Annotated in this window: 26 protein-coding genes and 1 tRNA gene; 22 read left to right on the top strand and 5 right to left on the bottom strand. The window is 66.5% G+C overall.

Annotation, left to right across the window (positions count from 1 at the left end; genetic code table 11):
• Positions 1–137 precede the first annotated feature (137 nt).
• The 16 genes from EV675_RS21325 to EV675_RS21250 all read left to right on the top strand — a co-directional run bounded on the left by EV675_RS21325 (position 138) and on the right by EV675_RS21250 (position 16251).
• A complete protein-coding gene (locus EV675_RS21325; RefSeq protein ID WP_130359554.1) occupies positions 138–935 on the top strand; it encodes an MHYT domain-containing protein in 798 nt (265 codons plus the stop codon).
• A gap of 136 nt (positions 936–1071) precedes the next feature.
• Positions 1072–1251: a Flp family type IVb pilin gene (locus tag EV675_RS21320; protein WP_130360284.1), complete on the top strand. Its 180-nt coding sequence runs from the start codon at positions 1072–1074 to the stop codon at positions 1249–1251.
• A gap of 57 nt (positions 1252–1308) precedes the next feature.
• Positions 1309–1854, top strand: coding sequence for an A24 family peptidase (locus EV675_RS21315; RefSeq protein ID WP_165404693.1), 546 nt, complete (start codon positions 1309–1311; stop codon positions 1852–1854).
• On the top strand, positions 1855–2505 hold the full coding sequence (locus EV675_RS21310; protein WP_130359550.1) for a TadE/TadG family type IV pilus assembly protein: 651 nt from the start codon (positions 1855–1857) through the stop codon (positions 2503–2505).
• Positions 2502–3032, top strand: a complete 531-nt coding sequence (locus tag EV675_RS21305; protein ID WP_130359548.1) for a TadE/TadG family type IV pilus assembly protein — start codon at positions 2502–2504, stop codon at positions 3030–3032. Before EV675_RS21310 ends, EV675_RS21305 begins: the two co-directional genes overlap by 4 nt.
• A gap of 46 nt (positions 3033–3078) precedes the next feature.
• Positions 3079–4041 carry a Flp pilus assembly protein CpaB gene (gene cpaB, locus EV675_RS21300; RefSeq protein WP_130359546.1) on the top strand — a complete coding sequence of 321 codons (963 nt, stop codon included), beginning with the start codon at positions 3079–3081 and terminating at the stop codon, positions 4039–4041.
• Between the two features lie 14 nt (positions 4042–4055).
• Complete coding sequence (locus EV675_RS21295) at positions 4056–5375, top strand: type II and III secretion system protein family protein (protein ID WP_130359544.1); 1320 nt, start codon at positions 4056–4058, stop codon at positions 5373–5375.
• Between the two features lie 33 nt (positions 5376–5408).
• A complete protein-coding gene (locus tag EV675_RS21290) occupies positions 5409–6692 on the top strand; it encodes a CpaE/TadZ family protein (protein ID WP_130359542.1) in 1284 nt (427 codons plus the stop codon).
• Between the two features lie 49 nt (positions 6693–6741).
• Positions 6742–8091 (top strand): TadA family conjugal transfer-associated ATPase, encoded by a 1350-nt coding sequence (locus tag EV675_RS21285; RefSeq protein ID WP_130359540.1) that lies wholly within the window; start codon positions 6742–6744, stop codon positions 8089–8091.
• Positions 8088–9029 carry a type II secretion system F family protein gene (locus tag EV675_RS21280; protein ID WP_130359538.1) on the top strand — a complete coding sequence of 314 codons (942 nt, stop codon included), beginning with the start codon at positions 8088–8090 and terminating at the stop codon, positions 9027–9029. Before EV675_RS21285 ends, EV675_RS21280 begins: the two co-directional genes overlap by 4 nt.
• A gap of 4 nt (positions 9030–9033) precedes the next feature.
• Positions 9034–10002 (top strand): type II secretion system F family protein, encoded by a 969-nt coding sequence (locus tag EV675_RS21275; RefSeq protein ID WP_130359536.1) that lies wholly within the window; start codon positions 9034–9036, stop codon positions 10000–10002.
• Between the two features lies 1 nt (position 10003).
• Positions 10004–11026 carry a tetratricopeptide repeat protein gene (locus tag EV675_RS21270; protein ID WP_130359534.1) on the top strand — a complete coding sequence of 341 codons (1023 nt, stop codon included), beginning with the start codon at positions 10004–10006 and terminating at the stop codon, positions 11024–11026.
• Positions 11027–11092: 66 nt separating this feature from the next.
• On the top strand, positions 11093–11860 hold the full coding sequence (locus EV675_RS21265) for a DUF3613 domain-containing protein (RefSeq protein ID WP_165404691.1): 768 nt from the start codon (positions 11093–11095) through the stop codon (positions 11858–11860).
• A gap of 10 nt (positions 11861–11870) precedes the next feature.
• Positions 11871–14018, top strand: coding sequence for a TadG family pilus assembly protein (locus EV675_RS21260; protein WP_130359530.1), 2148 nt, complete (start codon positions 11871–11873; stop codon positions 14016–14018).
• A 38-nt stretch (positions 14019–14056) separates the two neighbouring features.
• Complete coding sequence (locus EV675_RS21255; RefSeq protein ID WP_130359528.1) at positions 14057–15415, top strand: sigma 54-interacting transcriptional regulator; 1359 nt, start codon at positions 14057–14059, stop codon at positions 15413–15415.
• Between the two features lie 122 nt (positions 15416–15537).
• Entirely contained in the window at positions 15538–16251 is a 714-nt protein-coding gene (locus tag EV675_RS21250) for a DUF2968 domain-containing protein (RefSeq protein ID WP_130359526.1), read from the top strand.
• Here the strand turns inward: EV675_RS21250 and EV675_RS21245 are convergent.
• Positions 16151–17509 carry an MFS transporter gene (locus EV675_RS21245; RefSeq protein WP_242621525.1) on the bottom strand — a complete coding sequence of 453 codons (1359 nt, stop codon included), beginning with the start codon at positions 17507–17509 and terminating at the stop codon, positions 16151–16153. The two genes, EV675_RS21250 and EV675_RS21245, sit on opposite strands and share 101 nt — an antisense overlap.
• Positions 17510–17615: 106 nt before the next feature.
• On the opposite strand from EV675_RS21245, the gene EV675_RS21240 reads away from it, so the two are divergent.
• Positions 17616–18527 (top strand): LysR family transcriptional regulator, encoded by a 912-nt coding sequence (locus EV675_RS21240; protein WP_130359524.1) that lies wholly within the window; start codon positions 17616–17618, stop codon positions 18525–18527.
• A gap of 30 nt (positions 18528–18557) precedes the next feature.
• Here EV675_RS21240 and EV675_RS21235 read toward each other — a convergent pair whose 3' ends face one another.
• Together EV675_RS21235 and EV675_RS21230 are read right to left on the bottom strand one after the other, a co-directional pair.
• Positions 18558–19826, bottom strand: coding sequence for an MFS transporter (locus EV675_RS21235; protein ID WP_207222010.1), 1269 nt, complete (start codon positions 19824–19826; stop codon positions 18558–18560).
• A gap of 23 nt (positions 19827–19849) precedes the next feature.
• Complete coding sequence (locus tag EV675_RS21230) at positions 19850–21319, bottom strand: carboxylesterase/lipase family protein (protein ID WP_130359522.1); 1470 nt, start codon at positions 21317–21319, stop codon at positions 19850–19852.
• A gap of 100 nt (positions 21320–21419) precedes the next feature.
• Between EV675_RS21230 and EV675_RS21225 the strand changes: the two genes are divergently transcribed.
• Together EV675_RS21225 and EV675_RS21220 are read left to right on the top strand one after the other, a co-directional pair.
• Complete coding sequence (locus EV675_RS21225) at positions 21420–22385, top strand: LysR family transcriptional regulator (RefSeq protein ID WP_130359520.1); 966 nt, start codon at positions 21420–21422, stop codon at positions 22383–22385.
• Between the two features lie 80 nt (positions 22386–22465).
• Positions 22466–22542: transfer RNA gene (locus EV675_RS21220), tRNA-Arg, on the top strand.
• Between the two features lie 140 nt (positions 22543–22682).
• Here the strand turns inward: EV675_RS21220 and EV675_RS21215 are convergent.
• Together EV675_RS21215 and EV675_RS21210 are read right to left on the bottom strand one after the other, a co-directional pair.
• Positions 22683–22991 carry a BrnA antitoxin family protein gene (locus tag EV675_RS21215; protein WP_242621524.1) on the bottom strand — a complete coding sequence of 103 codons (309 nt, stop codon included), beginning with the start codon at positions 22989–22991 and terminating at the stop codon, positions 22683–22685.
• The gene (locus EV675_RS21210; protein ID WP_130359518.1) at positions 22960–23256 is read right to left on the bottom strand and encodes a BrnT family toxin; all 297 of its coding nucleotides are present in this window, start codon (positions 23254–23256) and stop codon (positions 22960–22962) included. Before EV675_RS21210 ends, EV675_RS21215 begins: the two co-directional genes overlap by 32 nt.
• Before the next feature lie 132 nt (positions 23257–23388).
• Here EV675_RS21210 and EV675_RS21205 point away from each other — a divergent pair, with 132 nt between their 5' ends.
• The 3 genes from EV675_RS21205 to EV675_RS21195 all read left to right on the top strand — a co-directional run bounded on the left by EV675_RS21205 (position 23389) and on the right by EV675_RS21195 (position 25792).
• Positions 23389–23592 (top strand): hypothetical protein, encoded by a 204-nt coding sequence (locus tag EV675_RS21205; RefSeq protein ID WP_130359516.1) that lies wholly within the window; start codon positions 23389–23391, stop codon positions 23590–23592.
• A 197-nt stretch (positions 23593–23789) separates the two neighbouring features.
• Entirely contained in the window at positions 23790–24518 is a 729-nt protein-coding gene (locus tag EV675_RS21200) for a c-type cytochrome (RefSeq protein ID WP_130359514.1), read from the top strand.
• Positions 24515–25792 carry a c-type cytochrome gene (locus EV675_RS21195; protein ID WP_130359512.1) on the top strand — a complete coding sequence of 426 codons (1278 nt, stop codon included), beginning with the start codon at positions 24515–24517 and terminating at the stop codon, positions 25790–25792. The genes EV675_RS21200 and EV675_RS21195 overlap by 4 nt, the downstream gene beginning before the upstream one ends.
• Positions 25793–25801: the final 9 nt, after the last annotated feature.

The raw sequence follows: 25801 nt of genomic DNA, 5'->3' as shown, positions 1-25801 counted from the left end.
ATGCCGGACCAGAAAAGCGATTTCCTGGCTCTTGTCTTCATCGGATTAATAGAAATTCTTAAGAAAGCAGATATTGACAAGCTCGGATCGATGCCTGTACGGTATGCGTAACCGAGCGTTACATAAGAGAGCCTGCGATGCAGCCTGGAGACATTCTCCCTCTGAGTTTTGACGCTAGCTTGGTCGCGCTGTCCTTTGTGATTTCCGCATTGGGCGCGTATGTGGCGTTATTGGCTGCCAGTCGTATTCGAACGCTGGATGGCGGCGTGCACGTGGGGTACGTCATCGTCGCCGGTATTGCGCTCGGAGGGGTGGGTATATGGAGCATGCATTTCATCGGAATGCTCGCCCAGGTCATACCGCTGGGAGTGGCATACGGACTCTGGCTCAATCTGCTCAGCCTGGTGGTGGCGGTGATATTCGCCGGCGCCGCGCTCTGGTATGTGGGCAGCGCCCCATTTTCCCTGGACCGCTGCCTGACGGCGGGAGTGCTGGCGGGATTCGGCGTGGCCGGCATGCACTACATCGGCATGGGCTCCATGCGCATGGATGCCTTCTTCGACTGGAGCATCGCTCTGGTGCTGCTTTCCGTGGTCATCGCGGTGGCCGCGGCCACCGCGGCCATCTGGCTGGCGTTCAACCTGACCAGCGAACTGCAGCGCGTCAGTGCCGCCCTGGTCATGGCGCTGGCCGTGTGCGGCATGCATTACACGGGCGTGGCCGCCGGCACCATCATCTGTTCGACCCCGCGCACCTTTACCGGCTGGCAGCTCGACGGCAGCGTGCTGCCCTATGCGGTATTCCTGATTTCCGTCGTGACGCTGGTCGTCATGCGCATCGAACTGCACCGTAGTTCCGAGGAGGTGCGGGCCAACGCCGCAAGCCGGGTCGACCACGTCATTTACTCGCGCCAACGCCCGGAAAATCGCAAATGATTGCCCATAGCGATATTCGTTTTTCTGGCATTTTCTTTGGGGAGGTGTCATCGAAAATATAGGAATGCAGTCGTGAATGAATCGGCTGATAATGCCGAAGAAAATGTTTCCTTTTTTTTCAGAGATGGAGATTAAAATGAATCAGGTGATGAAATTCTTGAAGGAAGACGACGGCGCGACCGCCATCGAGTATGGACTGATTGCGGGCTTGATTGCCGTGGTGATCATTGGCGTTTTGACTCTGCTCGGTACCGGGCTCAAGGAGATGTTTCAAAAAGTGGTCGACAAACTGCCGACCACGCCAGCTCCGACCTGATCGTGGCAAATTGAAAAATTACCCCGGGTCGATATGGCCCGGGGGAGTCATAAATATATGGTCAACGGCAGTCAAGCTTTCGTGTTCGTCGTTTTCTGCGCCTTGGTCGTGGGCAGCGACCTGCTCTTTCGCCGTGTTTTCAATTGGCTGATCCTGGTGGGATTGCTGCTCAAACTGGGTTGGCTGGTCTTCGGTGGAACGGCTCCAGAAGGACTCACCAGCGCATGGGCGAGTGCCGGCATGGGTTTGCTGCTCGCGCTGCTCTTTCTCGTGCCGCTCTATGTGTTCAAGGCCATGGGGGCGGGGGACGTGAAGTTTTTTGCAGTATTGGGTTTCTGGATGGAGCCGACACCTCTGGTCATTGCCTGGTTATTGGGCAGCGGCATGGCCGGTATCCATGCAGTGGTTTCGATGGTTCATCGGAATCATCCGTTGGGCACCTGGGCAGACCTGCAGTTGGCGGGTGTGCAGGAAAGGATCCGCAGTCCGGATGTGGTTCAACGGATGGCGTCCTGGGTGGCTGGTATCCGGGCGGGCCGTGCCGGCATCCCCTATGCGGCGTATCTCGCCCTGGGGGCGATCTGGGCCCTGTATTCAACATAGATGGCGAAATTCGAGGCAATAGTGAAAAACGCTGACATACGCACCGTGGCGAAGGATCGATGGCATCGCGTCGTCTCGCAGCGGGGTGCCTATGCGCTCGAATTCGCCCTGATTTTCCCTATCTTCTTTCTGGTTCTCTATGGCGTGTTGAGCTTCGGCCTGATCTTCACGACGCAGCAGTCGCTGACGCTGGCGGTCGAGGAAGGCGCCCGCGCAAGCCTGCGGTATTACCTTCCTTCCGCGGCGGGCACCGGGTTCATGGCGCAGATGCTGGGACGCCTCGAACATGGCTGCGAAGTGGCGAAGCTGCGCGCGGCATGGTTGGGAGAGGTCGGGAGCGGAACCATCACGCCGACCTGCACCGCCTCGATCAAGGGGCCGTGCCTGAAGGCGGACGGCACCATGGATACGGCGGCGTCGTGCACGACGACGCTGGGCGCGGCGCCAGCGGGACCGTCGGTGGCCTGCGGGTATCGGCAGGAAGAAATGTGCTTTGCGACGCTGAACGTGAGCTACGCCTACAGCGCGAATCCGCTCGTGCCGTCGCTGCCGGGCACGTTTCTCGTCATTCCCGATGTGTTGAGCGCCACGGCCAGGGTGGCGCTGGATCCGGGGGCGCTGCAACTGGGTTCGTCCGGGGGAGGAGCATGAGCGCTGCCCTGCCCGAGGCCGCCCGTATGAGCCGAGCGCAGCGCGGTGTCGCCGCGCTCGAGTTCTCGCTGGTCTGCGTGTTGTTTCTCGTCATCCTGTTCGGAATCATCAGCTACGGCTGCATCTTCGTCGCCCAGCAATCGTTGTCGCGAGCGGCGGAGGAAGGCGCACGCGTGGCCTTGCAGTCGACGCTGGCGGGATTGAAGGAGGGCGCATCGCTGCAGGCCGAGGCATGCGGAGCGGTGGCGCAGTCGGTTGACTGGCTGAGTCAGCGTCGCGCATCGATGGGGCAGGCGCCCGTGGCCTGCGAGCTCAGGGCGGCCCAGGCGTGTACCTATGCCGCGGGCCTGCGTTGCGCCTCGCTGGTCGTGACCTATGTCGATTATCGGAAGTATCCGTTGATACCGGAACTGTTGCCGCTGGGCAATTGGCTGCAGTCCTTGTTCGGCGAAAACACTGCCTGGATTCCACGGGACCTGTCGGCCGTGGCGACCGTGCAATTGGGAAGGAATACGTCGGGTTCGTGACAGGCCGGCGCGTGGAGTTTTTTTCGAGTATCGAGGCGACAAGCTGATGAACAACGTAACCAAAATCGTCGCAGCCATGCTGGTGTTGCTGGCGGTGCTGCTGGGAGGCTATGCCTTCGTGCTGGCGACCAAACCCGCTCCGGTCGCCAAGCCGGCGGCCGCACCTACGCCATTGTCCGAAAAACGGATTCCAGTGGTCGTGGCGGACAAATTGCTTCCCGGTGGGGTACCCATCGATACGGGCGCGCTCAAGGTCGTGGAACTACCCATCGATCCGGCCGGTGCCTATCGAGCAACCACCGATCTTGCGGGCAAGATTCCCAAGTTCGATATCGGTCCTGGTACGCCGGTCACTGAAAGCATCCTGGTCAAAGGCCTCACGCTGCTGCTGAACGATGGCGAGCGGGCCGTGGCGGTGCCGGTCGATGAGGTGGTCGGAACGGGCAACCGGGTTTCTCCGGGGGATTTCGTGGACGTGTTCTTCACGCTCAAGCAAGGACAAGACGTTACCAGGACGCAGGCCAGGTTGCTGCTGTCGCGTCTGCGCGTGCTGACCTATGGCACCGCGTCGGCCGCCGGCGATGCACCGTCGGACGATGGCGCGACGGTGGTACGCAACAACAATCCGCCCCCGCCGGCCCGTACTGCGGTACTGGCCGTGCCGACCGCCGATGTGAACCGCCTGCTGTTGGCCACGCAGAACGGCAAGCTGCAATTGGTGCTGCGCAATCCCACCGACGCGACCGCTCCGGATGCCAGCCTCTTTCCCGAGCCGCCGCCGGTCCTGGCAGGAAAGAACGGTTTGACCAAGGAGCAGCGCGAAGCGCTCGAGCTGGCCGACAACCAGGCCTATGCCGGCCTGGAACTCACAGGCCTGTCGGGCGGCGCGGTGAAGCGGCCCGCGCCGGTGGTGCAGGTCCGGCCGCGGCGGCCCGCACCCGCGCCCAAGGTCGAGAGCAATACGGTGGAAGTGGTGCGTGGCACCAAGCGTGAAGTCGTCGGGTTTTAACGGGTAGAACCTCAATGAAAATCAGCAATCAGGCTTTCGTGCGGCGTTTGGCGCCCCTGGCCATGGCGTTGACGCTGTCCTTCGCCGTGCCGGCCGGCGCGGCCGACGAGGGCGGTCCGCGCCAGATATCGGTGGCGGTGCGTGATCAGTACCAGCTCAGCATTCCCGGCAACCTGGAGCGTGTGTCGGTGGTCGATCCCGAGGTGGCCGACGTCGTGATCCAGAAGGGCAGCGGCGGCCGCAAGGGCGGGGTGCTGGTGGTGGGCAAGAAGCCCGGTACCACCATGGTATCGGTCTGGCAGCGGGGCGCCGCAGCGCCCCAGGCCTACCTGGTCCGCGTGACGGGCGACCTGGCCACGCTGCTGGGCGAGGGGGACGGAGCGAAGGCTCAGGTCTATGGGGAAGCGGCCGTGTTGAGCGGACTGTCGCCGTCGATGCTGTCGCATCATCGTGCCGCGGCCGCGGCCAGCGACGCTGTGGGGGGAGAAAACGTATTTGATGCTTCCACCATCGAAACAGGCGGCGTGGTTCAGGTGGAAGTCAAGGTCGTGGAATTCAGCAAGCAGGTGATGAAGGAAGCCGGCTTCAATTTTTCCGCTTCCAATCGACGCGGCAGCTTCAGCTTCGGCCTGGCCAGCGACCTCGCGCCTACCGGCAAGGCTTTTGACCTGACCCTGGGGTTGAGCCGCGGCAATTTCCTGCTCGATACCAACCTGCGCCTGTTGGAAACCAACGGTCTGGCGCGCGTGCTGGCCGAGCCCACGCTGGTTGCCTTGTCCGGCCAGAGTGCGAAGTTCCTGGCAGGGGGCGAACTGCCCGTGCCGCAGGCCGGTGGCTTGGGCACGACCACGGTCATGTACAAGCCTTTCGGGATCGGACTGACGTTGACACCAACGGTGCTGGCCAAGGACCGCATCGCACTCAAGGTTGCGCCCGAGGCCAGCGACCTGGACTGGACCAACGGCATCACGCTCAACAATATCCAGATCCCCGCCATCATCACCCGCCGGGCCGACACCACGGTCGAACTCGGCGACGGCGAGAGCTTCGTGATCGGCGGTCTGGTGTCGCGTTCGACCACTTCGAATCTGGACAAGCTGCCGTTCCTGGGAGACCTGCCCATCATAGGTACCTTTTTCCGGAACATGAGGTACTCCCAAAAGGAAAAGGAGCTGCTGATCGTCGTGACGCCGCACCTGGTCAAGCCTTTGGCCAAGGGCGTCAAACCGCCCATGCCGGGCGCGAACGAGAAGCGTGACTCCGCGACCAATGCCTGGGGCCATTTCCTGCTGGGTGTCGCGAGCAATGATGAGTTGCCTGGTTTTTCCAAGTAGTCGGTTGTTACCGGGTATCTGTAGGAGTCGTATATGAACGCCCCGAGCAAGGAGTTGGCGAGTTTGTTGGATACTCGCCGTTTCCTGTTCTTCACCGGCGACAGCTCATCGGCGCAGCGTCTGGCCGCGGTGCTGAGGCATGATGGCGTGGTTGTTCAGGAAGACGTGGTTCCCGACCGATTGTCGGCGCGCCTGGCCGAACTCGGACCGCAGATGGTGTTGCTGGATTTCGGCTCGGACGACAACGAACCCGGCAGGCTGCTGCACGCCAGTGACCTGGCGAAGACGCTGGCGCGCGTGGCGCCCGCGCTGCCGGTCGTCGCGGTGGGCAGCATGATGCGGCCGCAGGGCGCCGTGGCTGCCCTGCGGGCTGGCGTGCGGGATTTCATCGATCCGGCCGACGAGTCCGAAGTGCGCGATGTCGTGCGGCGCGTGCTGCAGTCCCATGCCACGAGCGGCGTGCCGGGACGCGGCCAGATGGTGGTGTTGCTGGGCGTGCGCGCCGGGCTGGGTACGACCACGCTGGCGGCGCATCTGACCTCCATGGCGCAAGTCCAGGGGGAAGCGGCACCGGCGGCGGAAGGGCGGCCGGCCAGCAGCCTGCGCGGTCCCGCGGCACTGCTGGACCTGGGCCTGCCCGTGGCCGACGGCCAGCTCTATCTGAACGTATCCGGCAGCTTCCATTTCGCCGAGGCGGTACGCAACCTGCGCCGCTTCGACGAGACCCTGGTCAACACCGCGCTTACGCGCAGCGCCAGCGGCGTGGCGGTGATCTCGCTGCCGCGCGACCTGGCCGAGATGCGCACGGTATCGCATGCGGATTCGCTGGGACTGCTGGACCGCCTGCGCCAGCACTTCGGCCTGCTGGTGGCCGACGTGGGCGGATTCTCCAATCCGGACTTCGTGGCCGGCATGGTACGGGCCGCCGACCAGGCGTGGATCGTCACGGACCAGTCGGTGGGCGCCCTGGTCTCGCTGGCGGACGTCCTGCGCGACCTGGACGGCCGCGACGTGGACCGCGCCAGGATGCGGCTGGTGGTGAACCGCTACGACGAGCGCTATGGCATGACCGCCGAGCAGATCGCACAGCGGTTCGACGTGCAGTTGCTGGGAACGTTGCCCGACCGCGCGCTGGCGCTGATGAACAGCACCAACCAGGGCCGGTTGCTGCACGAGGTGGCCGACCGCGACCCCTATGTGAGGGCTGTGCACGGGTTGGTGGATTCGCTGGGCGCGTATGACCAGGCTTTGCCGCCGGGTGCGAAATGGCTGTCGCGGTGGCTGCCGAATCTGCACAAGCACCTGGTGACGCGATGAAGAAAGATTCCGGTTTGAAACGGGCAAACATGCAGCGGAGAGTCTCATCATGACGGCATCGATCGAGTTTGCCGACGATAGTCCGGCGTTTGCCAACACCCAGCGCTTCCAGGACGTCAAGGCCGCGGCGCACGAGCATCTGTTGTCGCGCATCGAGGAACTGGGCGCGGAATTCGGGCGCTGGTCCCGGACTGCGATCCAGCAGTTCGTCGACCTGGAGGTCGACAGTTTCGTGCGCCTGCGCCGAGTTCCCATCAACGAAACCGAGCTTAGGCAGGTCGCGGCCTCGTTGACCAAAGAGCTGGCCGGACTGGGGCCGCTGGAAGACCTGCTGGCCGATCCGGCGGTCGAGGACATCCTGATCAACGGCCACGACAACGTGTTCGTGTCGCGCCGCGGGGTGTTGCAGCGGGAAGTCCTGCGCTTCAGCGACAACCAGCATCTGCTGCGCATCGTGCGCCGCATCCTGGCGCCGCTGGGCCGGCGGCTGGACGAGTCGAGCCCCATGGTGGACGCGCGCCTGCCGGACGGCGGTCGCCTGAACGTGGTCATCGAACCGCTGGCGGTGGACGGCCCCATGGTGTCCATCCGGAAGTTCCGCCAGGACCCGCTCAAGCCGGCCGACCTGCTGGCGCTGGGGACCTTCAACGAAGAGATCCACCGCCTGCTGAGCCTGGCGGTGCGGGAGCGCTGCAACATCCTGGTTTCTGGCGGAACGAGTTCCGGCAAGACCTCGCTGCTCAATGCGCTGGCGTTCTTCGTTCCCGAGACCGAGCGCGTGGTCACGGTCGAGGATACTGCTGAACTGTCGCTGAACCACCCCCATGTGGTCAGGCTGGAATCCCGTCAGGGCGGCTTCGATGGCGCGGGCCACATCAGCATCCGCGATCTGATACGCAACAGCCTCCGGATGCGGCCGGACCGCGTGGTCGTCGGCGAAGTCCGCGGGCCCGAGGTCATGGACATGCTGCAGGCCATGAACACCGGCCACGAAGGTTCGATGGCGACCATACACGCCAACTCCCCGCGCGAATGCCTGTACCGGATGGAGATGCTGGCGGGCTTCGCGGGCTTCCAGGGCAGCGAAGACAGCCTGCGCAGGCAGATCGCCAGCGCGCTGGACTTCATCGTGCAGATTGCCCGTCTGTCCAATGGCCGCCGGCGCATCGTGTCGATCTCGGAAGTCACCGGCATGGGCGACAACGTGATCTCTACTCAGGAACTCTATCGCCACGAGAGTTTCGTCGGTCCCGATGGCGAAGAGAAGGATCGCTGGGTATCGCTCGGCATACATCCGCACACGCCGAAGCTGGCCAAGTACCGTGACCAGTTGCGCGTGACGATGGCGCCGGAGCCGCCTGCGGGCGGCGGGGGCGGTTTCTGGTCCAGGGGGCGATGATGTCGGCCCAGCTACTTTCGGTGTTGTGCATCGCGCTGCTGCTGGTGGCGGCGGGATTGTGGCTGTGGCAGAGCGCGAGCGAACGAGGGCGCCGGCAGGCGACCAGCGCCTTCGTCGAGGAGCAGCTCAGCCGGTCCTTCGACCCCACCCGCGCGGTCGTGGCCGCGGCCCAACAGCTCTACCCGCCAGTGCGCCCTCGGGGCGTGCGCGGGCGGTTCCAGAACATGCTGCTTCGTGCCGGCGTCGAGCCCGGCCCCGCTTTCTACGGCCCCTGGCTCGTGGCGCTTGTGGCCATGCCTGTATTGGCCCTGCTGTTCGGCGGTGGTCTGGCTGCAATGGTGATGCTCGTCCTGGTGGTGCTGGCGGTTCTGTTCCAGCTCTGGTGGCGGGCGGACAAGCGCCGGCAGAAAATGGTGCGGCAGCTGCCGGGTTTCATCGATGCCCTGGTACGGCTCATCACCATCGGCAATAGCCTGGGATCGGCTTTCCAGACCGCGGTTTCCTCGGTTGATGCGCCCTTGTTCGAGGTGCTCGAGCGGGCCAATCAATTGAACCGGGCGGGCATGGAACTGGATGCTTCTCTGGTGCATGCCGCCAGGCTCTATCGTTCCTATGAGCTGGAGCTGGTCGCCGCCGTGATCGGCGTGGCGTTGCGTTTCGGCGGCCGCAGCGATGTGGTGCTGGAACGCATGGCGTCGTTCATGCGCGACTTGCAGCAGGCGCGAGAGGAGTTGCACGCGCTCTCCGCCGAGGTCCGGTTGTCGGCCTGGATCCTGGGGCTGCTGCCGATTTTCGTCGCCGGGTTCATCGTCATCTTCAACAACGCCATGTTCGTGGGCATGTGGACCGACCCGGTTGGCCAGAAGATGCTGATGGGCGCTTTCGCTCTGCAACTGGTCGGCTCTTTCTGGCTGTACCGCATGGCCAAATCGGTTTGAAGCTATGTCTACACAATTATTGACCGTTGCTTCCCTGGTTCTGTTCGCCGCCGCCGCGTTGCTGGTGGGCGTGGCGGTCCTGATCCGTGGCTCAAGGCAGAACCGAAGCCGCCTGGTCGTGGACAGCGCCATCACCGCGCGGACCAATCCCGTGCTGGAGGATGCCCTTGCCAATGTGGCGTCGCCTGTCCGGCGAGGCCGGGTGAGCGCCATGTTCGATGGCGCGGCGCAGTTGGGCGAGAAATGGGAACGGGGACGGCTGGGCAACTATCTGCTCGAGGCCGAGGACCGGCAGTTGATCGATCGCTGCGGCTTCGGCGACCTGGGACGGGCGCGCTCGCTGTTCATCTTCGCACGTGTCGTGCTGGCCATTGTCGTGCCTGTCCTGGCTTGGGCATTCGGTGGCGGCGGCGCATTTGGCACGGTGCTTTCCCTGTTCCTGGGGTTTGCGCTCGGCTACATGGTGCCGAAGTGGACGCTTCGCCGTGTGGCCGCTTCGCGCGGCCGCAAGGCCAAGGAAGAACTGCCGTTGTTGATCGATTTGCTGCGCCTGCTGCAAGGCGTGGGCTTGTCGATCGACCAGAGCCTGCATGTGATCGTCACCGAGTTCCGCATGGTGTTGCCGGTACTGGCAGTCGAACTGGAGATCGCCGTCAACCAGCATGCCCGGGGGTTGTCCCGCGAGCAGTCGTTGCAGCGACTGGCCACCGGTTTCGGCAATGAGGATCTGGCGGCCGTGGCGCGGCTGATCGTCCAGGTCGACCGGCATGGCGGCGCGGTCCAGGAACCCCTCAAGCAGTTTTCCGAGCGTGTCCGGGAACAGCGGCGGATGGAGTTGAAGGAGCGTGTCGGCAAGCTGACGGTCAAGATGACCGGCGTCATGGTGCTGACATTGCTGCCCGCTCTGATCATCGTCACGGGCGGTGCGGGTTTCCTGGCAGTTTTCCGCGGCCTGGCGAGAATGGGAGGTTGAGATGACCGGGGCCATTCATTACCCGGTGCGCATGGCCGGGTTGCTCGGAGTCGTGCTGCTGGCGGCGGGGTGCAGTTCCACCGTGCCCTCGGGCTACGGCGTATCGGCGCCCAAGTTCAACGACGAAGCCATGATGCGCCAGCAGGTCGCAAACGACGAACCCGCGGCGGACAGCCGTGGCATGTATCTGTCGCTGATCCGGGAGATGCAGGGCAAGGGCCTCTACTTCGCGTCGCTGGCGCATATCGATGCCTTCGAGCAGCGCCATGGCGCGGCGCCCGACGTCGAGCTGCTGCGGGCCCATGCGCTGCGCGAAGCCGGGCAGTCCGAGGAAAGCGCAGCGGTCTATCGCCGCTTGCTGAAGACGGAAGTCGGCGCGGCGGCCGCGCAGGGCCTGGGTCTGCTGGCAGGGGCACGCGGCGACTACCCGGCCGCGGTGGTATCGCTGCGCGAGGCGGCGCGCCTCGATCCCACCAATGCGCTGATCGTCAGCGACCTTGGCTATGCCTTGCTGCGCAACGGCGAAACCGCCGCTGCCCGGCTGCCGCTGGCGCAGGCCGCCGAGCTGGCGCCGGAAAACTCCAGGATCCTGGCCAACCTGGCCCTGCTGCTGCTGGTGTCGGGCGATGCAGGGCGGGCCGGCACCGTCATGGACAAGGCCGGCCTGTCTCCCGATGCGCGCGTGGCGGTGCGCAAGCTGGCCGACGACATTGCGCGCCGGGCACCCCAGGCGTCCCGTCCGATCGCGGTCGTGAAGGCGGATCCCGCTCCGGCCGCGGTTCCGGTTCCTCCGCCGGCGGCCAGCCCGTTCCCGGTTTCGTCCCTGGCGCCCGAGATGTCCCGTGTGCCCATGGCCCCTGTGGCGGCGCCGAAGGCCGCGGTGGTCCGGACCGCCGTGCAGGAGACCGAACCCACGGATACCGCGCGCGAACCCGCGGTGCGGCAGGTCTCCGCACCTGTCCTTCAGCCGGTGCGTGCGCCCATGCAGTCCATGCTGGACCGGTTCAACTCGGCCATCCCCTGACGCCGGCAGGCCGATGCGACAGGACCTTCTTCAACGATGACGAATACAAGTGGAATCAAGGCGATCATGAAACCTACCAGCCATTGCCCGCACGGACAGTCCGCTTCCCGGCGCGCCAGCCGTTACCTGATGCTGGCCGCGCTGCTGGCGGCACCCTTGGCGCAGGCTCAGAGCAACGCCCCGGTGACCGGGTCCATGCTGCAAGAGACGCCCGAGCAGCGGGCGCGCATGGAACAAGCCGCGCGCCAGGCCCAGGCGGAAGAGCAGGCCCGCCGCGCGGCGGCCGCGCAGCAGCAAGCGGCACAGCAACAGGCCCAGCAGCAAGCCGCGCAGGCGCAGCGGGAGGCGCAACTGCGCGCGGCTCGGCAGCAGAGCGCGGCACCGACGCCGGCGGCTCCGGCGGCGACACGTCCCGCTTCCCCGGTCGTGCGCCAGGTGCCGGGGCCGGGCCAGGCACCGGCTGCCGCGGCCCAGACCGCGCCCGCGGCGCGCCAGCAGGTGGTGCAATCGCCCGAACAGCGCGTGACCACCGTGGTCACCCCGCAAGCGGCCACCCCCGCCCAGCCCGCACCGGCAGCCGCGGCGCCTGCCGTTGCCGCCGCGCCCAGGACGGAGCCCGCGGTGGCGGCGGCATTGGCCGCGCCGCAGGGCAGGAGCCGGCCCAATGGCGACGTGACCAGCGAGGTACTGCGCATGCAGGCCGAAGGGCGCCAGGCGGGCCAGGCGCTGCCCATGCTGGGCGCGACGGCGTCCCCCAGCTGGAAGCGCTACATCGACAGCTACTCGCATCCCATCCCCGAGTACTACGAGACGACCTCGCAGCCGAAGCAATAGGCAGGCTTTCATGACACCGCATCGCCGTATCCCCTCGTTCTCTTCCGCTTCCCGGGCGCCGCTGTCGCGCCAGCGGGGATCGGTGCTGATCGCGGCCGCGGCGGCGATGCTGGTATCGGTGACCCTGCTGGCCTCGGCGGACCTGGGTTATCTCTTCTACATGAAGCGGGAACTGCAGAAGACCGCCGACCTGGCCGCGCTGGCCGGCGCCCAGCAACTGGAGCGGGACAGCTGCGTTGCCGCGCAGGCGGCCGCGCGCGGCAACGCCAACCTGAACCTGCAGCGCTTCGCGCTGTCGATGGCATCGTCACCCGAACCGGTCTGCGGCCGGTGGGATCCGAATCCGGATTCGACCAAGAACACCGTGCAGACCATGGAACCTCCATCCGAGTCCTACAGCGGCGCTGGCGGCAAGAAGTATTTCGGCACACCCAAATCCACGGCCGGTTTCAATGCGATCAAGGTCGCCATTTCCCAACAGATCCCCCTGGTGTTGCCGTTCCTGGGTAATCGGTCCCTTTATGCCGAAGCCATCGCCGTCCAGGAAGCCCCCGTCGCGTCCTTCTGGGTCGGCTCGAAACTCGCGACCACGAATTCCCAGACCGCCCCCTTGTGCGTGCTGCTCCGGGTCGTGGGCGCGAACCTTTGCGAAGACCTCAGTATCGGAACCTATGCCGGCCTGGCCGGCGTGAAGATCACGCCCAGCGGCTTGCTCAAGCAACTGGGCATCCCGGTGGGCGCGGACCTGAGCGTAGGCGAGTTGAACAGCCTGCTGGCCGCCCGCAAGGTCGAACTCGGACAGTTGCTGAACGCCATCGTCAGCCTGGCGAACCAGAACAGCCTGCTGGGCCTGAACGCTTCGCTGTTGAACGCGTTGACCGCCAAGCTGGGCATCGATACGCTGCTGGTCCAGCTGGGTTCGAACAGCGTCACGAGCGGACTGTTCGCGCTGATCCAGGCGCCCAGCGCCGGTTCGGCGCTGAACGTGGACCTGGACGCGCTGGGGTTGTTGACCGCCGCGGTCGGCGTCGGCGTGTCCAATCATGCGGTAACCGTCAATCTGGGACTGCCGGCCGCCGTGAGTTCCGCCGTCGGACTCAAGACCAACGTGCGCGCCAGCATCATCGAACCGCCCTCGGTCGGCATAGGCGGCCTGGGTACCAAGGCCTACACGGCCCAGGTCCGCACCTTCGTCGACATCGCGACCGACGGCGGGCTGGTCGGCGGCCTGCTGGGGCTGCTCGGCACGCAGGTCAAGCTGCCCATCGTGCTGGACGTGGTCAGTTCGCAAGGCACGCTTACCGGCATGAGCTGCACGGCGCCGGCCAAGGCCACGATCAAGGTCGATTCGTCCATCGCCAAGCTGTGCATGGGCAAGATCAACGAATCCACGCTGTGGTCGACCCACGACGTCTGCGCGACCGGCCTGCAGGACGAGACCTTCGTCAAGCTGCTGGGCATCAACCTGCTGCACGGGCAGGTCAAGCCCGACATCCTGGCGCAGGATCCGGTCTACACCACCCTGGAAGTGGACCAGACCAAGACGGTGGGCCGGAACGAGCTGCCGCTGGGCGACACGGTGCAGGACCTGGTCAACCAGTTGCTGGCGCTGTTGCTGGCGCAGTCGTCCGCGGGCCAGGGCGCCCAGCTCGAAGCCTTCCCCGCCGACACGGCCACGCAGGTGGCGGACAAGTACCTGAACCAATACGGCTACACGCCCAGCGTGATCGAACAGAAGCTGCTCGGGGACGGCATCACCTGGCCCCGTCCGTGCGGCCTCCTGGGCCTGGGGACCTGCGCCATGCCGACGCTCTGGCGCCAGACCGTCACGCCGCTGCTGGGGTCCTGCAACCAGGCCTGCATGCGGACCGAACTGATCAAGGCCTTGCAGACGACCGCCAGCAACGGCTTGCTGGGCGGGCTGCTCAATGCCGTGGGCGATCTGTTGGGCAGTCTGCTGGGCGGTGGAGGCAGCGGCCAATCGCAGAACCTGCTGCAGGCCATCCTGAGTCCGCTGGTCGGCTTGCTCAAACCCTTGCTGAACGAAGTGGGCAAGCTGCTGGCCAACCTGCTCGACGGGCTGGTCGGCATCAAGATCGGACAGACCGACGTGCATCTCATGTCATTGGAATGCGACAACGTTCGACTCGTCTATTGAGCGCGAACGACAACGATGGAGGGAGCGGGCGTACCGCCATGAAGACACGACCTTCACAAGATGATCTCGACGTTTACGTCTGGGAAGGCAAATCGGATATTGCCGACCGTGTCGCACGGGCGCTGGCCAATTTCGACGCGGACGTGATCCGCGCGGACAACATCGCCGTATCGCGCGACGTGACGAGCGTGCGCATGTCGGTGGCGATCATCTCGGTCACGGTCATCGACCGCCCGAGTTTCAGCGTCAGCGACTGGCAGGCCGGGCACGGCATGCCGGTGGTCTGGGTGGCTGCCGAGGCCCGCAACAGCGACCCGCGCGTCTATCCGCCCGAGTATTCCAACGTCCTGACCGCCGATTTCACCGCGGCCGAGCTGCGCACGCTGGTCTTCAAGGTGGCGGGCGTGGTGCGGGAGCAGGGCTCGCGTGCCAAGGCGGCCGAACCGCTCATCGCCACTTCAGCCTGCATGCGGGTCTTCCTGTCGGAGGTCGAGGCCTTCGCCGATTGCGACTCGACGGTACTGATCCGGGGCGAGACTGGCGTGGGCAAGGAGCGCGTGGCGAGGCTGCTGCACGAAGGGCATCGCCGCTATGGGAAGGGGCCGTTCGTGGCGGTCAACTGCGGCGCGATCCCCGACGGCCTGTTCGAGTCGCACTTCTTCGGCCATGCCAAGGGCGCCTTCACGGGCGCGACCTTCGCGCACAAGGGGTATTTCGAGCAGGCCCAGGAAGGTACGCTCTTCCTGGATGAAATCGGCGACCTGCCGCTCTACCAGCAGGTGAAGCTGCTGCGGGTCCTGGAGCAAAGCTGCGTGACCCGGCTGGGCTCCACGGCCGAGATCCCGGTGGATTTCCGCCTCGTGGCCGCGACCAACCGCGACCTGCGCGAACTGGTGCGCCAGGAGCTGTTCCGGGCCGACCTGTACTACCGCCTGGCGGTGATCGAACTGCAGGTGCCCAACCTGGAAGAGCGCGGCGCCGTGGACAAGATCGCCATCTTCAAGGCCCTGCTGGGACAGATCCTGCCCGAGCAGGAAGACGAGGTGCCCGACTGGTTGGCGGCCCTGGTGACGCGCACGCGCTTTCCAGGCAACGTGCGCGAGCTGCGCAACGTGGCCGAGCGGGTGGGGGTGATGGTCAGGCAGTTCCGGGCCTGGGACCGGGAGCGCATCGGCCGCATCTTCGCGTCGCTGGCCGAGGGGGTGATACCGGCCAACGAGCGCAGCCCGCAGGAACTGGCCGAGCGCAACCGGATCGTGGGCGCGCTGGATGCCCACGGCTGGCGGCGCCAGGACACCGCCAGTTTCCTGGGAATCAGCCGCAAGGTGCTGTGGGAAAAGATGCGCAAGTACCAGATTGTCGGCCAGGACGCCGAGGTGGCGGGCGAACTGGACTGATTTGGAGTGCCTTGGCGCCAAAAAAGGCTCAATAAAGAGCCCAAGGCGCCGTACTTTCATTAAAATCGGACACGCTTTGTTACGGCCTGTCCGACGAACTCGATATGACCAAGGAAGCTGGAATGAAAATGAGGACATGCAGAATGTTCCGACAAGTGGGGATCGCACTGTTGCTTTCCGCGGCATCCCTGGGGGCCTCCGCCCAGGTGGTCCAGAACGCGACCGCCAGGACGGCGGCGCAGGCGCCGGCCCAGGCCGCGCCAGCCCGGCCGGTCGATGCCGCCCAGTCTGCTTCCAACAACAGCACGATGGCGGAACTGCAGCAGCTCATACAGAACCGCACGCTGAACGAACTGCGCACCACGTACAACGGCAACTACGGAGCCAGCCTGCTGTTCAAGGCGGATGACCTGACCTACTACGTGGCGATGTTCCAGCAGAAGAATTTCTGGCGCGTGGTCAAGACCACTTCCGAGTCGCAGGCGGAGCAGACCTACAAGGCCTTCGTCGAACAGACGGTGCAGCTGGCGGATGTGGACATCCGCCGCATCAAGCTCGACGCCGAGCGCGCCGTGACCGAAAAGCAGATCAGCGCCAACGAGACGCGCCTGAACGCGCTGCAGAACGACCTGAGCATGCAGCGCCAGCAGGAGCAGCAGGTGGCCGCCCGCCAGGAGCAGGCCCGCCAGGAAGCCGCCGCGCTGGCCAACGAACGGCAGGCCGCGCGCGAACAGCTCAATACCCTGCAGCGCCAGATCCGCATGCTGGAAGAACAGCAGACCAAGCTCGACAGCGCCAACAGCGTGACGAGCCAGGACGGCCGGCGCGGCCGCTGAGTCTCGACCGCCGCACAGTGCCGGAACCGGGGCCCCGGCCCCGGTTTTCATTTCGGGGCGCCAGGAACCAGCAAGGCTGCCAGCCCGAGCGCCGCGCCGGTCGCGCATACCGCTTGCCACTGGCCCAGGCTCCATGCCAGGCCGGCCAGTGCGGATCCGGCCGCGCCGCCAAGAAAGAACAGGCCGACGAACAGTGCGTTGATGCGGCTGCGGGCCGCGGGATCCAGCAGATTGACGGCGCGCCGTCCCAGTGTCTGGTCGCCGGTGACGCCGGCATCCAGGACGATGGCCGCCAGGCCCATCGCGATCCAGGGCGCATGGCCGCCGTGCCCGGTGCTTGCGGCCCAGGCCGCCAGGGCAAAGCGCCGATCATGCCGAGATGGGAGATTGCCGTCACCGGCCGGGTCCAGCCCCGGTCGCCGGCCCGGCCCACCCAAGGCGTGATGAAGGCGGCGGCCGCGCCCACCAGCGCGAACACGGCGATGCCGCGCTGTCCCACCGAGTAGGGCGGCTGCGCGAGACGCAGCGCGACGGCGGTCCAGAACAGGCTGAAGGCCGCCATGCTGAGGGCGGCGCTGGCCGCGCGCCGGCGCAGGACCGGTTCGCGGCGCAGCAGCGATCCCAGCGACACGATCAGATCGAGGTAGCGCGGACCGGGCGGCGGCGGCCGGTCGGGAATGCCGCGCACCAGCGCCCGGCCGAGCGCCAGCGACGCCACGGCGCTGGCGGCATAGAACGCGCGCCAGCCCAGCGTGTCGGCCAGCAGGCTGGCCAGCGGACGGGAAAGCAGAATGCCCACCATCAGGCCGCCCATGATGTCGCCGATCACTCGTCCTCTGATTTCGGGGCCCACCATGGCGGCGGCGATGGGCACCAGCACCTGGATGACGGAACTGGCCGCGCCCAGGACGAACAAGGCCGCCAGCAGCAGCGCGGCGGAGGGGCTGCACGCGGCGGTTGCCGCGGCCGCCGCGGCGACCGCCAGCATCGCGCGCACCAGGCGGCGGTGCGGCGCCACGTCCGCCAGGGGCACGAGCAGGAATAGTCCGGCCGCATAGCCCAGCAGCGTGGTCATCGCCATCAGGCCCGACGCCATCGGTGCCAGGCCCAGCGAGGCGCCCATGACGCCAACCAGCGTCTGCGGCGCGAAGAGATTGGTGACGAGGACGCCGGTGGCGGTGCCGAACAGCAGCACCGGGGGCCGGGTCGATGGAGACGCGCGCGGGGCCAGGGCCCCGGACTTGCCGCAGGTGGTCATGCAAAGCTCCGTTTGATAAATTAATTGCATATCGAACAGAAACTTTATTTTTCTATCGCATGATCAGGCAATTCAATCCTTCGCATCATCATTATGCGCAGACGTCATGAATATCCATGACCTGGAAGCTTTCGTGGCGGTGGTGGAAACCGGTTCCATCGTCGGCGCATCGGCCCGCCTGCACCTGACGCAGCCGGGCGTCACACGTCGCGTGCAGAACCTGGAGGAGCGCCTGGGCGCGACCCTGCTGGACAGGCAGTCCAAGCCCCTGAAGCCGACGGCGGCGGGCCGCGAGGCCTACGAGCACGGCCGCCGGGTGTTGCGCTCGCTGGAAGACCTGAAGGCCGGGGTGTCGCCCCACGGGGAAGTGCAGGGCGAATTCCGGCTCGGCATCATGCCCTATCTGTCCGAAGCCGCGCTGATGCAACCTTTCGATCGGCTGCGCACCGATTTCCCGGCGCTGACCCTGCGCGTGACCTCGGGCTGGTCGCCGCGCCTGGTGGAGCAGGTCGCGCGCAGCGAACTGGATGCCGTCGCGGTGTGCCTGGCCGATGGCGTGCCCCCGCCCGAGACTCTGGTGTGCGATGACCTGGGCGCCCAGCGGGTGCTGCTGGTTGCCGCGCGTTCGCTGAAGGTGCCGCGCCGTCCGGACCTGGAACAGTTGTCCCGCTTCCCCTGGGTCATGAACGAAAACGGTTGCGGCTTCCGGGCCTTCATCCGCCATCGGTTCGAGGCCGAGCGGCTGCCTCTCCAGGTAGCGGTCGAAGCGCTGAGCGTGGACTTGAGGATGTCGCTGGTGGCACGCGGCTTCGGCATCGGCATCGTGACGCCCGCCGCATTCGCGGGGGGCGCGTGGCGCGACGAGGTCGAGGTCATCGCGTCGCCTGATTTCCGCCCCTGCGTGCGCGCCTGGCTGTTGCACCGTGAGCCGGCGGGCCGGCTGGCGCGGCCCATCGCCGCGTTTCGGGAGGCGCTGGTCGAGGTGCTGAGGGAACCGGACTCGTTGCGCGAGCCGTGACCGTGGGGTGGCCGACCAGCGGTCCAGGATTCAGGTGATGGACGTAGCCCGTGCCGGGGCATGGCCGGCATCCGGGCGCCTGTCCACCCAGGCCAGCGCTGCCAGCACCGCCAGCGCGGCCGCGGCCGGCACGACCGCGGTCAGCACGATGTCCCGGGGGCTCCAGTTCAGCGCCAGCATCAGGCCGCCAAGCGCCGGTCCGGCGATGGAGCCTATGCGGCCCGCGGCGGCGGCCCAGCCCACGCCGGTGGTGCGGATCTCGGGCGGGTAGTAGGACACCGCCAGCGCGCTTTGTCCCACGCAGCCAGTGATCAGGCCGGCACCCATGCCGCCGATCACGGCCAGCACCTGTCCAGGCGCCAACGCGGCCTGGTTCACGACCAGTATCGAGGCGATCGCGATCAGCGTCGTGATCGCCAGGAGCCGCTTGACGCCCAGCTTCGCCACCAGCGCCATCATCGCCAGGCTGCCCAGCAGGCCGCCCATGCCGAAGGCGGCCGTCGCGGCCGGCGCCTGCGCGGGACCGAAGCCGAACTCGGCCAGCAGCGTGGGAATCCAGAAGGTAAGGGCATAGGCGTCCACGAAGATCAGGAAGGCGAACAGCCACAACAGCCAGGTGCGCAGCCGCCACCGGCGGTCGAACAGCGCCGCCACGCTGCCGCCCTGGGCCGGCCGGGCGGCCAGGGTTGCCAGGCTGCGGCCGGGAATGGCTTTCAGGAAGAAGGGCAGCAGCACCAGCGGCAGGATGCCGCCTATCATGAACACCGAATGCCAGCCGTACTGCCGCATCAAGGGCACGCCGGCCACGCCGCCGATAACGGCTCCCGCCGACAGGCCCGCCGCCACCAGCATGGCCGCCGTTTCCTTGTAGCGCGCCGGCGTTGCGCCGGCGGCCACCGACACCGCCACGGGCAGTGCGCCGCCCAGGCCCACGGCCGCGACGAAGCGCAGCGCCGCCAGCACCGGGACATCGGGCGACCAGGCCGACAACAGCGTGCCCAGGCCGAACAGCACGACACTCAGGCCCCCCACCGTGCGCTGGCCCCAGCAGCCGGCCAGCGGGCCGCAGGCCAGGTAGCCCACGACGGCGCCGACGCTGGTGGCGACGAAGGCCGGCGTGAACGCCGCGGGCGGCAAACCCCATTCACGCGCCAGCGCCGGCGCGACGAAGGCGATGGACGTGGTGTCCAGACCGTCCAGCAGCACGATCAGAAAGCAGATCGCCACGACGCCGATGCGGGCCAGGCGCGAACGCGGCGCGTCGCCGGACGCGGCGGCCGATGCGGAGGAAGTGTCCATGGTGGTCCTTGCTGGGAAGGGATTCAACGCGGGGCGTACCAGGCCTGGATGCGGCGGTCGATGTGCAGCACGGCGCCGTCCTGCGCATGGCCGGGCCACGGGGGCAGCGTCGTGCGATTGGGGTCGCCGGTGTGGGCGAATGCCGCGCAGATGTCCTGGAAACTTCGGCTCAGTCCCGCAAGCTCGGCGGCATCCGCACCGGCCACCATGGGGGCGTCCCGCCAGACGGCCAGATTGCCGAACAGGAAGGGCAGGTCGATGCAGTGGCAGGCGCCGATGCCCGGCGTGGGCGACTGCCAGTCGAACTGATAGACGAAAGGCGAGCGGCCCTTGGCGGCCAGCGCGCGGGCATAGGCCAGCGTGGGTTCGATGAAATCCAGGTCGGACCGCAGGTCCATCAAGGCCGCGATGGGCGTGCCCGGCGTCCGGCTGGCGCACGCCTGTTCATACCGCTCGGCGCCGGCCTGTCCATGAAGGGCCCGGTACACCTCGCGCACGGTGTCCGCCGGCAGGTCGCGCATGGCGGCGTCGTCCACGTAGAACGCGGCGTTCTCTTCGCGCGTGTAGCCGATGATGGTGTCGCACCAGGCGCCTGCCCCGGCGGCCGCGAGCGGAGGCGCGGCGATCACCTCGCCGTCGACCGTCGGCATGAAGGGCGGCGTGACTTCGCCGGGACTGGCCGGAACCGTCTGCCGCAGTACCTGCAACTGGGCTTTCAGGATGGCATCGACCGGCAGCCGCGACAGGGTGTCCGGCGCCGCGGTATCGATCCCCGCGGCGCGCGTGAACATATCGGCCACCTCGCGCTTCTCCGCCGGCGTCTGCAAGGCCACGCCCAGCGGCGTGCTCATCATGATGGCGCGGTCGAACAGCTCCGGACCGTCCGCGCGCGTTTGCAGCGCGGCGATCGAATACGCGCCGGCCGACTGTCCGGCCACCGTGACGTTGGCCGGATCGCCGCCGAACGCGCCGATCGCGCGGCGTATCCACGACAGCGCGGCCATCTGGTCGCGCAGCCCCAGGTTGGCCGGCGCGACTCCGGGAATGGGCAGGAAACCCAGTGCGCCCAGGCGATAGGTCACGTTGACCACGATCATGCCGGTGCGCTCGGCCAGCACGGCGCCGTCGTAGCAGGGCAGCGAACCTCCTCCCGTCATGAACGCGCCGCCATGTAGAAACACGAACACCGGCGCCCGGGACGGGCGGTCGACGGGTACCCAGATGTCCAGGTGCAGGCAGTCCTCGTCCTGCCGGGCGGGATAGTCGCCCATGACTTTGGCCAGCCTCGACGGCAACTGCGGCGGGATGGCCGCGGGCGCCGTCGCGTCGAACCGGCCATCGCCTTCGGCCAGCGGCCGGGGCGGCGCGAAACGCCGGCTGCCGGTGGGGGGCAGGGCGTAGGGCACGCCCAGGAAACGGACCACCTTGCCCTCGCGGGCGCCTAGCAGGCGGCCGTAAGGCGTGTCCACGACGCTTGGATCGTTCGGGTTCATGGCATGGGCTCCCCTTTGTGGTGAAGGAAGCGTAGCATCGTGAACTGCCCGAGTTCGTTCTGTTATTGGAACGCTAACGTACTGGAAAAGGAACGAATCCATGCGCGGCCTGGACGACATGTACGTGTTCAAGATGGTGGTCGACCATGGCGGCCTGTCGCCCGCCGGACGACAGATGGGCGTGGCCAAGTCCACGCTGGCGCGCAGGCTGTCCGACCTCGAGCGCCGCCTGGGAGCGCCACTCTTCCACCGTGGTCCCAGGCAGTTCGTGCTGACCAGCTTCGGACAGGAGTGCTACCGGCAGTGCGCGCGGGTGGCCGCCGAGGCCGACAAGCTGCTGGCACTGGCCGAACGCCTGCAGGCCGTGCCCACCGGATCCCTGCACGTCATCGCGCCGCCCTACCTGAGCGAGATCGCCGTCGAACAACTGGCCACCGAGTTCGCGCTGGCCCACCCCCACGTGCGGCTCCACTTCGAGGCCAGCGCGCTCATCTTCGACCCGCGCTTCGTTTCGGCCGACCTCGTCATCTACCCCGCGTTCGAAGCGCTGCCCGACGCCGACATCGTCGCGCGCAAACTGATCACCAGCCCCTTCGCCCTGATGGCCAGCCCCGGCCTGCCCGGCGTGGACACCTTGGCCGACCCGTCCGGCCTGGCTGCCATGCCCTGCCTGGGATTCGGGCGCAAGACCACCGAATGGCTGTGGCGGCTCCGGCGCGGCCGGGAAACCAGCGTCGTGCGCTTCGAACCGCGCTTCACCACCTACCACCTGTCCGCGCTGCTGCAGGCGGCACGCCAGGGCCTGGGCATCGCCGCGCTGCCCCTGGACCTGTGCGCGGAGGAACTGCGCCAGGGCCGGCTGGTACGCGTCCTGGAGGACTGGCTGCCGCCGCCGGTCAATATCTTTGCCGTCTATCCCGGGGGCAGGACCCTGACTACCGCGGCCCGGTCTTTCCTGGACATGCTGGTACAGCGCCTGCCGGGCGCGGATTTCGACGTCTCGCACACGCCACGGGGCAGGGCGGAGCACCCTGGCAAGAGCGGGCGCGGCAAGCATTCGGGGTAGGGGGAATGCGCGGTTTGCAGATTTTTCAGCCCCCGATTTGCAAGCCGAAAAAAGTGTCGCTATAATCTTATTTCTTTGCAGCGCCCGTAGCTCAGTTGGATAGAGTACTTGGCTACGAACCAAGGGGTCGTGGGTTCGAATCCTGCCGGGCGCGCCAGAATTACCCTGTTAAATCAGGGACTTAAACGGCTTGAGGTCCACGACCCTCAAGCCGTTTTTCTTTGCGTTGAGGGGATTTGGGGGAGATACGTCCGCCTGATTTCTCTCACGAGAGCCAGCAGATTGGGCATAAGAAGGCTATCCAGGCGAATGCGTCTTGAGCCAGTCCTTAAGGGCGTTATTCATCCGTGTCTGCCAACCCCTGCCGGTGGCGCGGAAGGCGGCCAGGACTTCTTCGTCCAGTCGAATGGTCGTGGCGGACTTGCTGCTGCCGGTTGGCCGGCCACGGCGCTTGCGCGCTTCCTCCACTCCGGCTTCCATCTCTTGCCTGGTCAGCGGACGTTCATCTTCATCCTTGCCATCCCACTCGAAATAGCCGCTGGCCGGCGGCTTCTTCATGGCAAGCAGGGCTTTCTCACGATTGGTCTGGGTCTTCGAGCCAGGCATGATATTCCTCTGATTCTTCCTTGCTGGCGGAACGGAAACTGATGACACGTGTTGTACCGCCACGATGCATATGTACCAGCGCCAGCACCATCAACTGGTCGAACACGTAGGCGAAAGAATGGATGCGATGCTCGCCATTGCGCCAGACGGTAATGTCCAACCGGATATCGCTATCCAAGACCCAAGTGGCATTGGCGAAATCCAATCCGTGTTTTTCCAGATTTTTCCTGCGCTTGTCTTCGTCCCAGGTAAGGTACGATTTCATGAATTATTGTACTAACAAATAATTTAAAATCAAGCAACAGAGCCATCGTTGCCATGAAGCGCCTCGGCAACTCCAGAAATCGTCCTTCAGGCACGACAGTTGCTGCCCATCTCCTTTCTCGAGGAGGCCACCATGCTGACCATCAACGACGTTCAGGACGCGATGCGGGTCTGGGACGAGGCCCACGTCGCGGTCCACGACTATTTCGGGAACAACGACATCCTTGATCCGCACTGCTGGACGAGATGGCAGGATCTGGTCGAAACCGAAAACCTGGCGCGTACGCAGGCTTTGACGACCATCAACAGCTATCGGGGATTGGAGCAGGCGAAGTAGGGCACGCTGGTTCGGACCAAGGATGATCCGTCCGATGAACGTGAACGGCAACGTTGCCGAGGACATCCTGGTCCATGTAGGCCCATGCGACGATCGGTCGCGTCCCACTCCCCGCGTTTCCCCACCAACCCCGAGTACACTGCCTGTGTCGAAACGCTGCCCAGAGGCGCGGCTTCACGCCGTGGCCTCGCTGACTCATGCCATTCGTCAACTACAAATACAAAATCCTGGGGGGACTTGCCGCGATGGCCCTGTCGGCGCCGTTGTCGGCTCAGCAGTCCGAGAAGCTCGAACCGGGCACCATGGCCGGACGCATGGCGGCCTGTACGGCCTGTCATGGCGAGCAGGGCCGCGCCGGGCCCGATGGCTATTACCCCCGCATCGCCGGCAAGCCGGCCGATTATCTGTACAACCAGCTCGTTTATTTCCGTGCCGGCCAGCGCCAGTACCGGCCGATGCAGCATCTGCTCGAGAACATGTCGGACGAGTATCTGAAGCAGATCGCCGTGTGGTTCTCCGAACAGCATCCGCCTTACCCCGACCCCAAGTCTTCGCGCCTGCCGGCCGCCACGCTGGAGCATGGCCGGCGGCTCGTGATGGAGGGCGACCGCGCGCGCGGGGTGCCCGCATGTGTGTCCTGCCACGGGCAGGCGCTGTCCGGTGTGCTGCCGGCGGTGCCGGCGTTGCTGGGCTTGCCGCATGACTACCTGAGCTCGCAGTTCGGCGCATGGACCAATGGCCTGCGCAAGGCGATCGCGCCCGATTGCATGGCGGACATCGCGCGTCGCCTGACGCCCGAGGACGTCAGCGCGGTGGCGGGGTGGCTGTCTTCGCAGCCGGTGCGCGAGGTGGCCCCGGCCGCCAGCCTGCCCGAGCCGATGCCGATGGAGTGCGGCAGCCAGGTGCACGTGGGGAGCCGGCCATGAACAAGCGTGGATTCCTGCTGGGTGTGCTGGCGGCGGCCGTCGCGGCGGTGGGGACGGTGTTCTGGATGGGGCACAGGGAGTACGATGCGCCCGTCCGGGTTGTTGCCGCGGAAGATGGCGGGCAGCAGATCGAGCGCGGGCGCTATCTGGCGCGCCTGGGCAATTGCGTGGGTTGTCATACCGCGCCGGGCGGCGAGGCCTTTGCCGGTGGCCGTGCGCTGGCCACGCCGTTCGGCACGTTCTATGGGCCGAACCTGACGCCCGATCCGGAACACGGCCTGGGCAAGTGGAGCGCCGACGATTTCTGGCGCGCCCTGCATCAGGGCAAGGCGCCGGACGGCAGCCTGTTGTATCCGGCCTTTCCGTATCCCAGCTATCGCCACGTTTCGCGCACGGACGCGGACGCGCTGTTCGCCTATCTGCGTTCGCTGCCTCCGGCGGCGCAGGCGAACCGGCCGCACGAGCTCGGCTTTCCCTATGACCAGCGCTGGCTGGTGGCGGTGTGGCGGGCCTTCTATTTCCGGCCGACGTCGGACGAACCGGCTCCGGCGCAGCCGTCCGAGGCCTGGCTGCGCGGGCGCTATCTGGTCCAGGGCCTGGCCCATTGCGCCGAGTGCCACACGCCGCGCAACCGCCTGGGCGCGATGGCGCTGGATGCCGGGCTGGCCGGTTCGCTGATAGGCGGTCAGTCCTGGTATGCGCCGCCGCTGACGGGCGACCGCGTGACCGGCCTGGGGGACTGGAGCCGGCAGGACATCGTCGACCTGCTCAAGACCGGCATCGCGCCCCGCTCGCATGCGGCGGGGCCGATGGCCGAGGCGGTCCATCAAGGGTTCCAGTACGCGAACGACGCCGACCTGGACGCGATGGCGGTCTATCTGAAGTCGCTGCCGGCGGTCGGTACGGACACCGCCTCGGTGTCCGGCCCCGCCTCGCCCGCGCTGATGAGCGTGGGCGGCAAGCTGTACGAGCAGCATTGCGCCCAGTGCCACGGCGCCGATGGCCAGGGGCGCTCGCCCGCGTGGCCGCCGCTGGCGGGCAATATCTCGGTCGTTGCCGCTTCGTCGGACAACGCGGTGCACATGGTGCTGTCGGGCGGCTTCGCGCCGGCCACGGCGGGCAATCCCCAGCCGCACGGCATGCCGCCGTTCGGCCAGTTGCTGGGCGACCAGGATGTGGCGGCGGTGGTGTCGTTCATACGCCAGAGTTGGGGCAACCAGGCCAGCGCCGTCAGCCTGCCCGAGGTGCGCCGGGTGCGCGAGGCGGTGCGCTAGTCAACCAGC

This window comes from Pigmentiphaga kullae (assembly GCF_004216695.1).
Classification (GTDB): domain Bacteria; phylum Pseudomonadota; class Gammaproteobacteria; order Burkholderiales; family Burkholderiaceae_B; genus Pigmentiphaga; species Pigmentiphaga kullae.
This window is presented reverse-complemented; position numbering and strand designations above follow the sequence as displayed.

Coding starts and splice junctions, on each gene's coding strand:
- EV675_RS21325 (WP_130359554.1), top strand. CDS start 138: ATGCAGCCTGGAGACATTCTCCCTCTGAGTTTTGACGCTAGCTTGGTC.
- EV675_RS21320 (WP_130360284.1), top strand. CDS start 1,072: ATGAATCAGGTGATGAAATTCTTGAAGGAAGACGACGGCGCGACCGCC.
- EV675_RS21315 (WP_165404693.1), top strand. CDS start 1,309: ATGGTCAACGGCAGTCAAGCTTTCGTGTTCGTCGTTTTCTGCGCCTTG.
- EV675_RS21310 (WP_130359550.1), top strand. CDS start 1,855: ATGGCGAAATTCGAGGCAATAGTGAAAAACGCTGACATACGCACCGTG.
- EV675_RS21305 (WP_130359548.1), top strand. CDS start 2,502: ATGAGCGCTGCCCTGCCCGAGGCCGCCCGTATGAGCCGAGCGCAGCGC.
- cpaB (WP_130359546.1), top strand. CDS start 3,079: ATGAACAACGTAACCAAAATCGTCGCAGCCATGCTGGTGTTGCTGGCG.
- EV675_RS21295 (WP_130359544.1), top strand. CDS start 4,056: ATGAAAATCAGCAATCAGGCTTTCGTGCGGCGTTTGGCGCCCCTGGCC.
- EV675_RS21290 (WP_130359542.1), top strand. CDS start 5,409: ATGAACGCCCCGAGCAAGGAGTTGGCGAGTTTGTTGGATACTCGCCGT.
- EV675_RS21285 (WP_130359540.1), top strand. CDS start 6,742: ATGACGGCATCGATCGAGTTTGCCGACGATAGTCCGGCGTTTGCCAAC.
- EV675_RS21280 (WP_130359538.1), top strand. CDS start 8,088: ATGATGTCGGCCCAGCTACTTTCGGTGTTGTGCATCGCGCTGCTGCTG.
- EV675_RS21275 (WP_130359536.1), top strand. CDS start 9,034: ATGTCTACACAATTATTGACCGTTGCTTCCCTGGTTCTGTTCGCCGCC.
- EV675_RS21270 (WP_130359534.1), top strand. CDS start 10,004: ATGACCGGGGCCATTCATTACCCGGTGCGCATGGCCGGGTTGCTCGGA.
- EV675_RS21265 (WP_165404691.1), top strand. CDS start 11,093: ATGAAACCTACCAGCCATTGCCCGCACGGACAGTCCGCTTCCCGGCGC.
- EV675_RS21260 (WP_130359530.1), top strand. CDS start 11,871: ATGACACCGCATCGCCGTATCCCCTCGTTCTCTTCCGCTTCCCGGGCG.
- EV675_RS21255 (WP_130359528.1), top strand. CDS start 14,057: ATGAAGACACGACCTTCACAAGATGATCTCGACGTTTACGTCTGGGAA.
- EV675_RS21250 (WP_130359526.1), top strand. CDS start 15,538: ATGAAAATGAGGACATGCAGAATGTTCCGACAAGTGGGGATCGCACTG.
- EV675_RS21245 (WP_242621525.1), bottom strand. CDS start 17,509: ATGACCACCTGCGGCAAGTCCGGGGCCCTGGCCCCGCGCGCGTCTCCA.
- EV675_RS21240 (WP_130359524.1), top strand. CDS start 17,616: ATGAATATCCATGACCTGGAAGCTTTCGTGGCGGTGGTGGAAACCGGT.
- EV675_RS21235 (WP_207222010.1), bottom strand. CDS start 19,826: ATGGACACTTCCTCCGCATCGGCCGCCGCGTCCGGCGACGCGCCGCGT.
- EV675_RS21230 (WP_130359522.1), bottom strand. CDS start 21,319: ATGAACCCGAACGATCCAAGCGTCGTGGACACGCCTTACGGCCGCCTG.
- EV675_RS21225 (WP_130359520.1), top strand. CDS start 21,420: ATGCGCGGCCTGGACGACATGTACGTGTTCAAGATGGTGGTCGACCAT.
- EV675_RS21215 (WP_242621524.1), bottom strand. CDS start 22,991: ATGCCTGGCTCGAAGACCCAGACCAATCGTGAGAAAGCCCTGCTTGCC.
- EV675_RS21210 (WP_130359518.1), bottom strand. CDS start 23,256: ATGAAATCGTACCTTACCTGGGACGAAGACAAGCGCAGGAAAAATCTG.
- EV675_RS21205 (WP_130359516.1), top strand. CDS start 23,389: ATGCTGACCATCAACGACGTTCAGGACGCGATGCGGGTCTGGGACGAG.
- EV675_RS21200 (WP_130359514.1), top strand. CDS start 23,790: ATGCCATTCGTCAACTACAAATACAAAATCCTGGGGGGACTTGCCGCG.
- EV675_RS21195 (WP_130359512.1), top strand. CDS start 24,515: ATGAACAAGCGTGGATTCCTGCTGGGTGTGCTGGCGGCGGCCGTCGCG.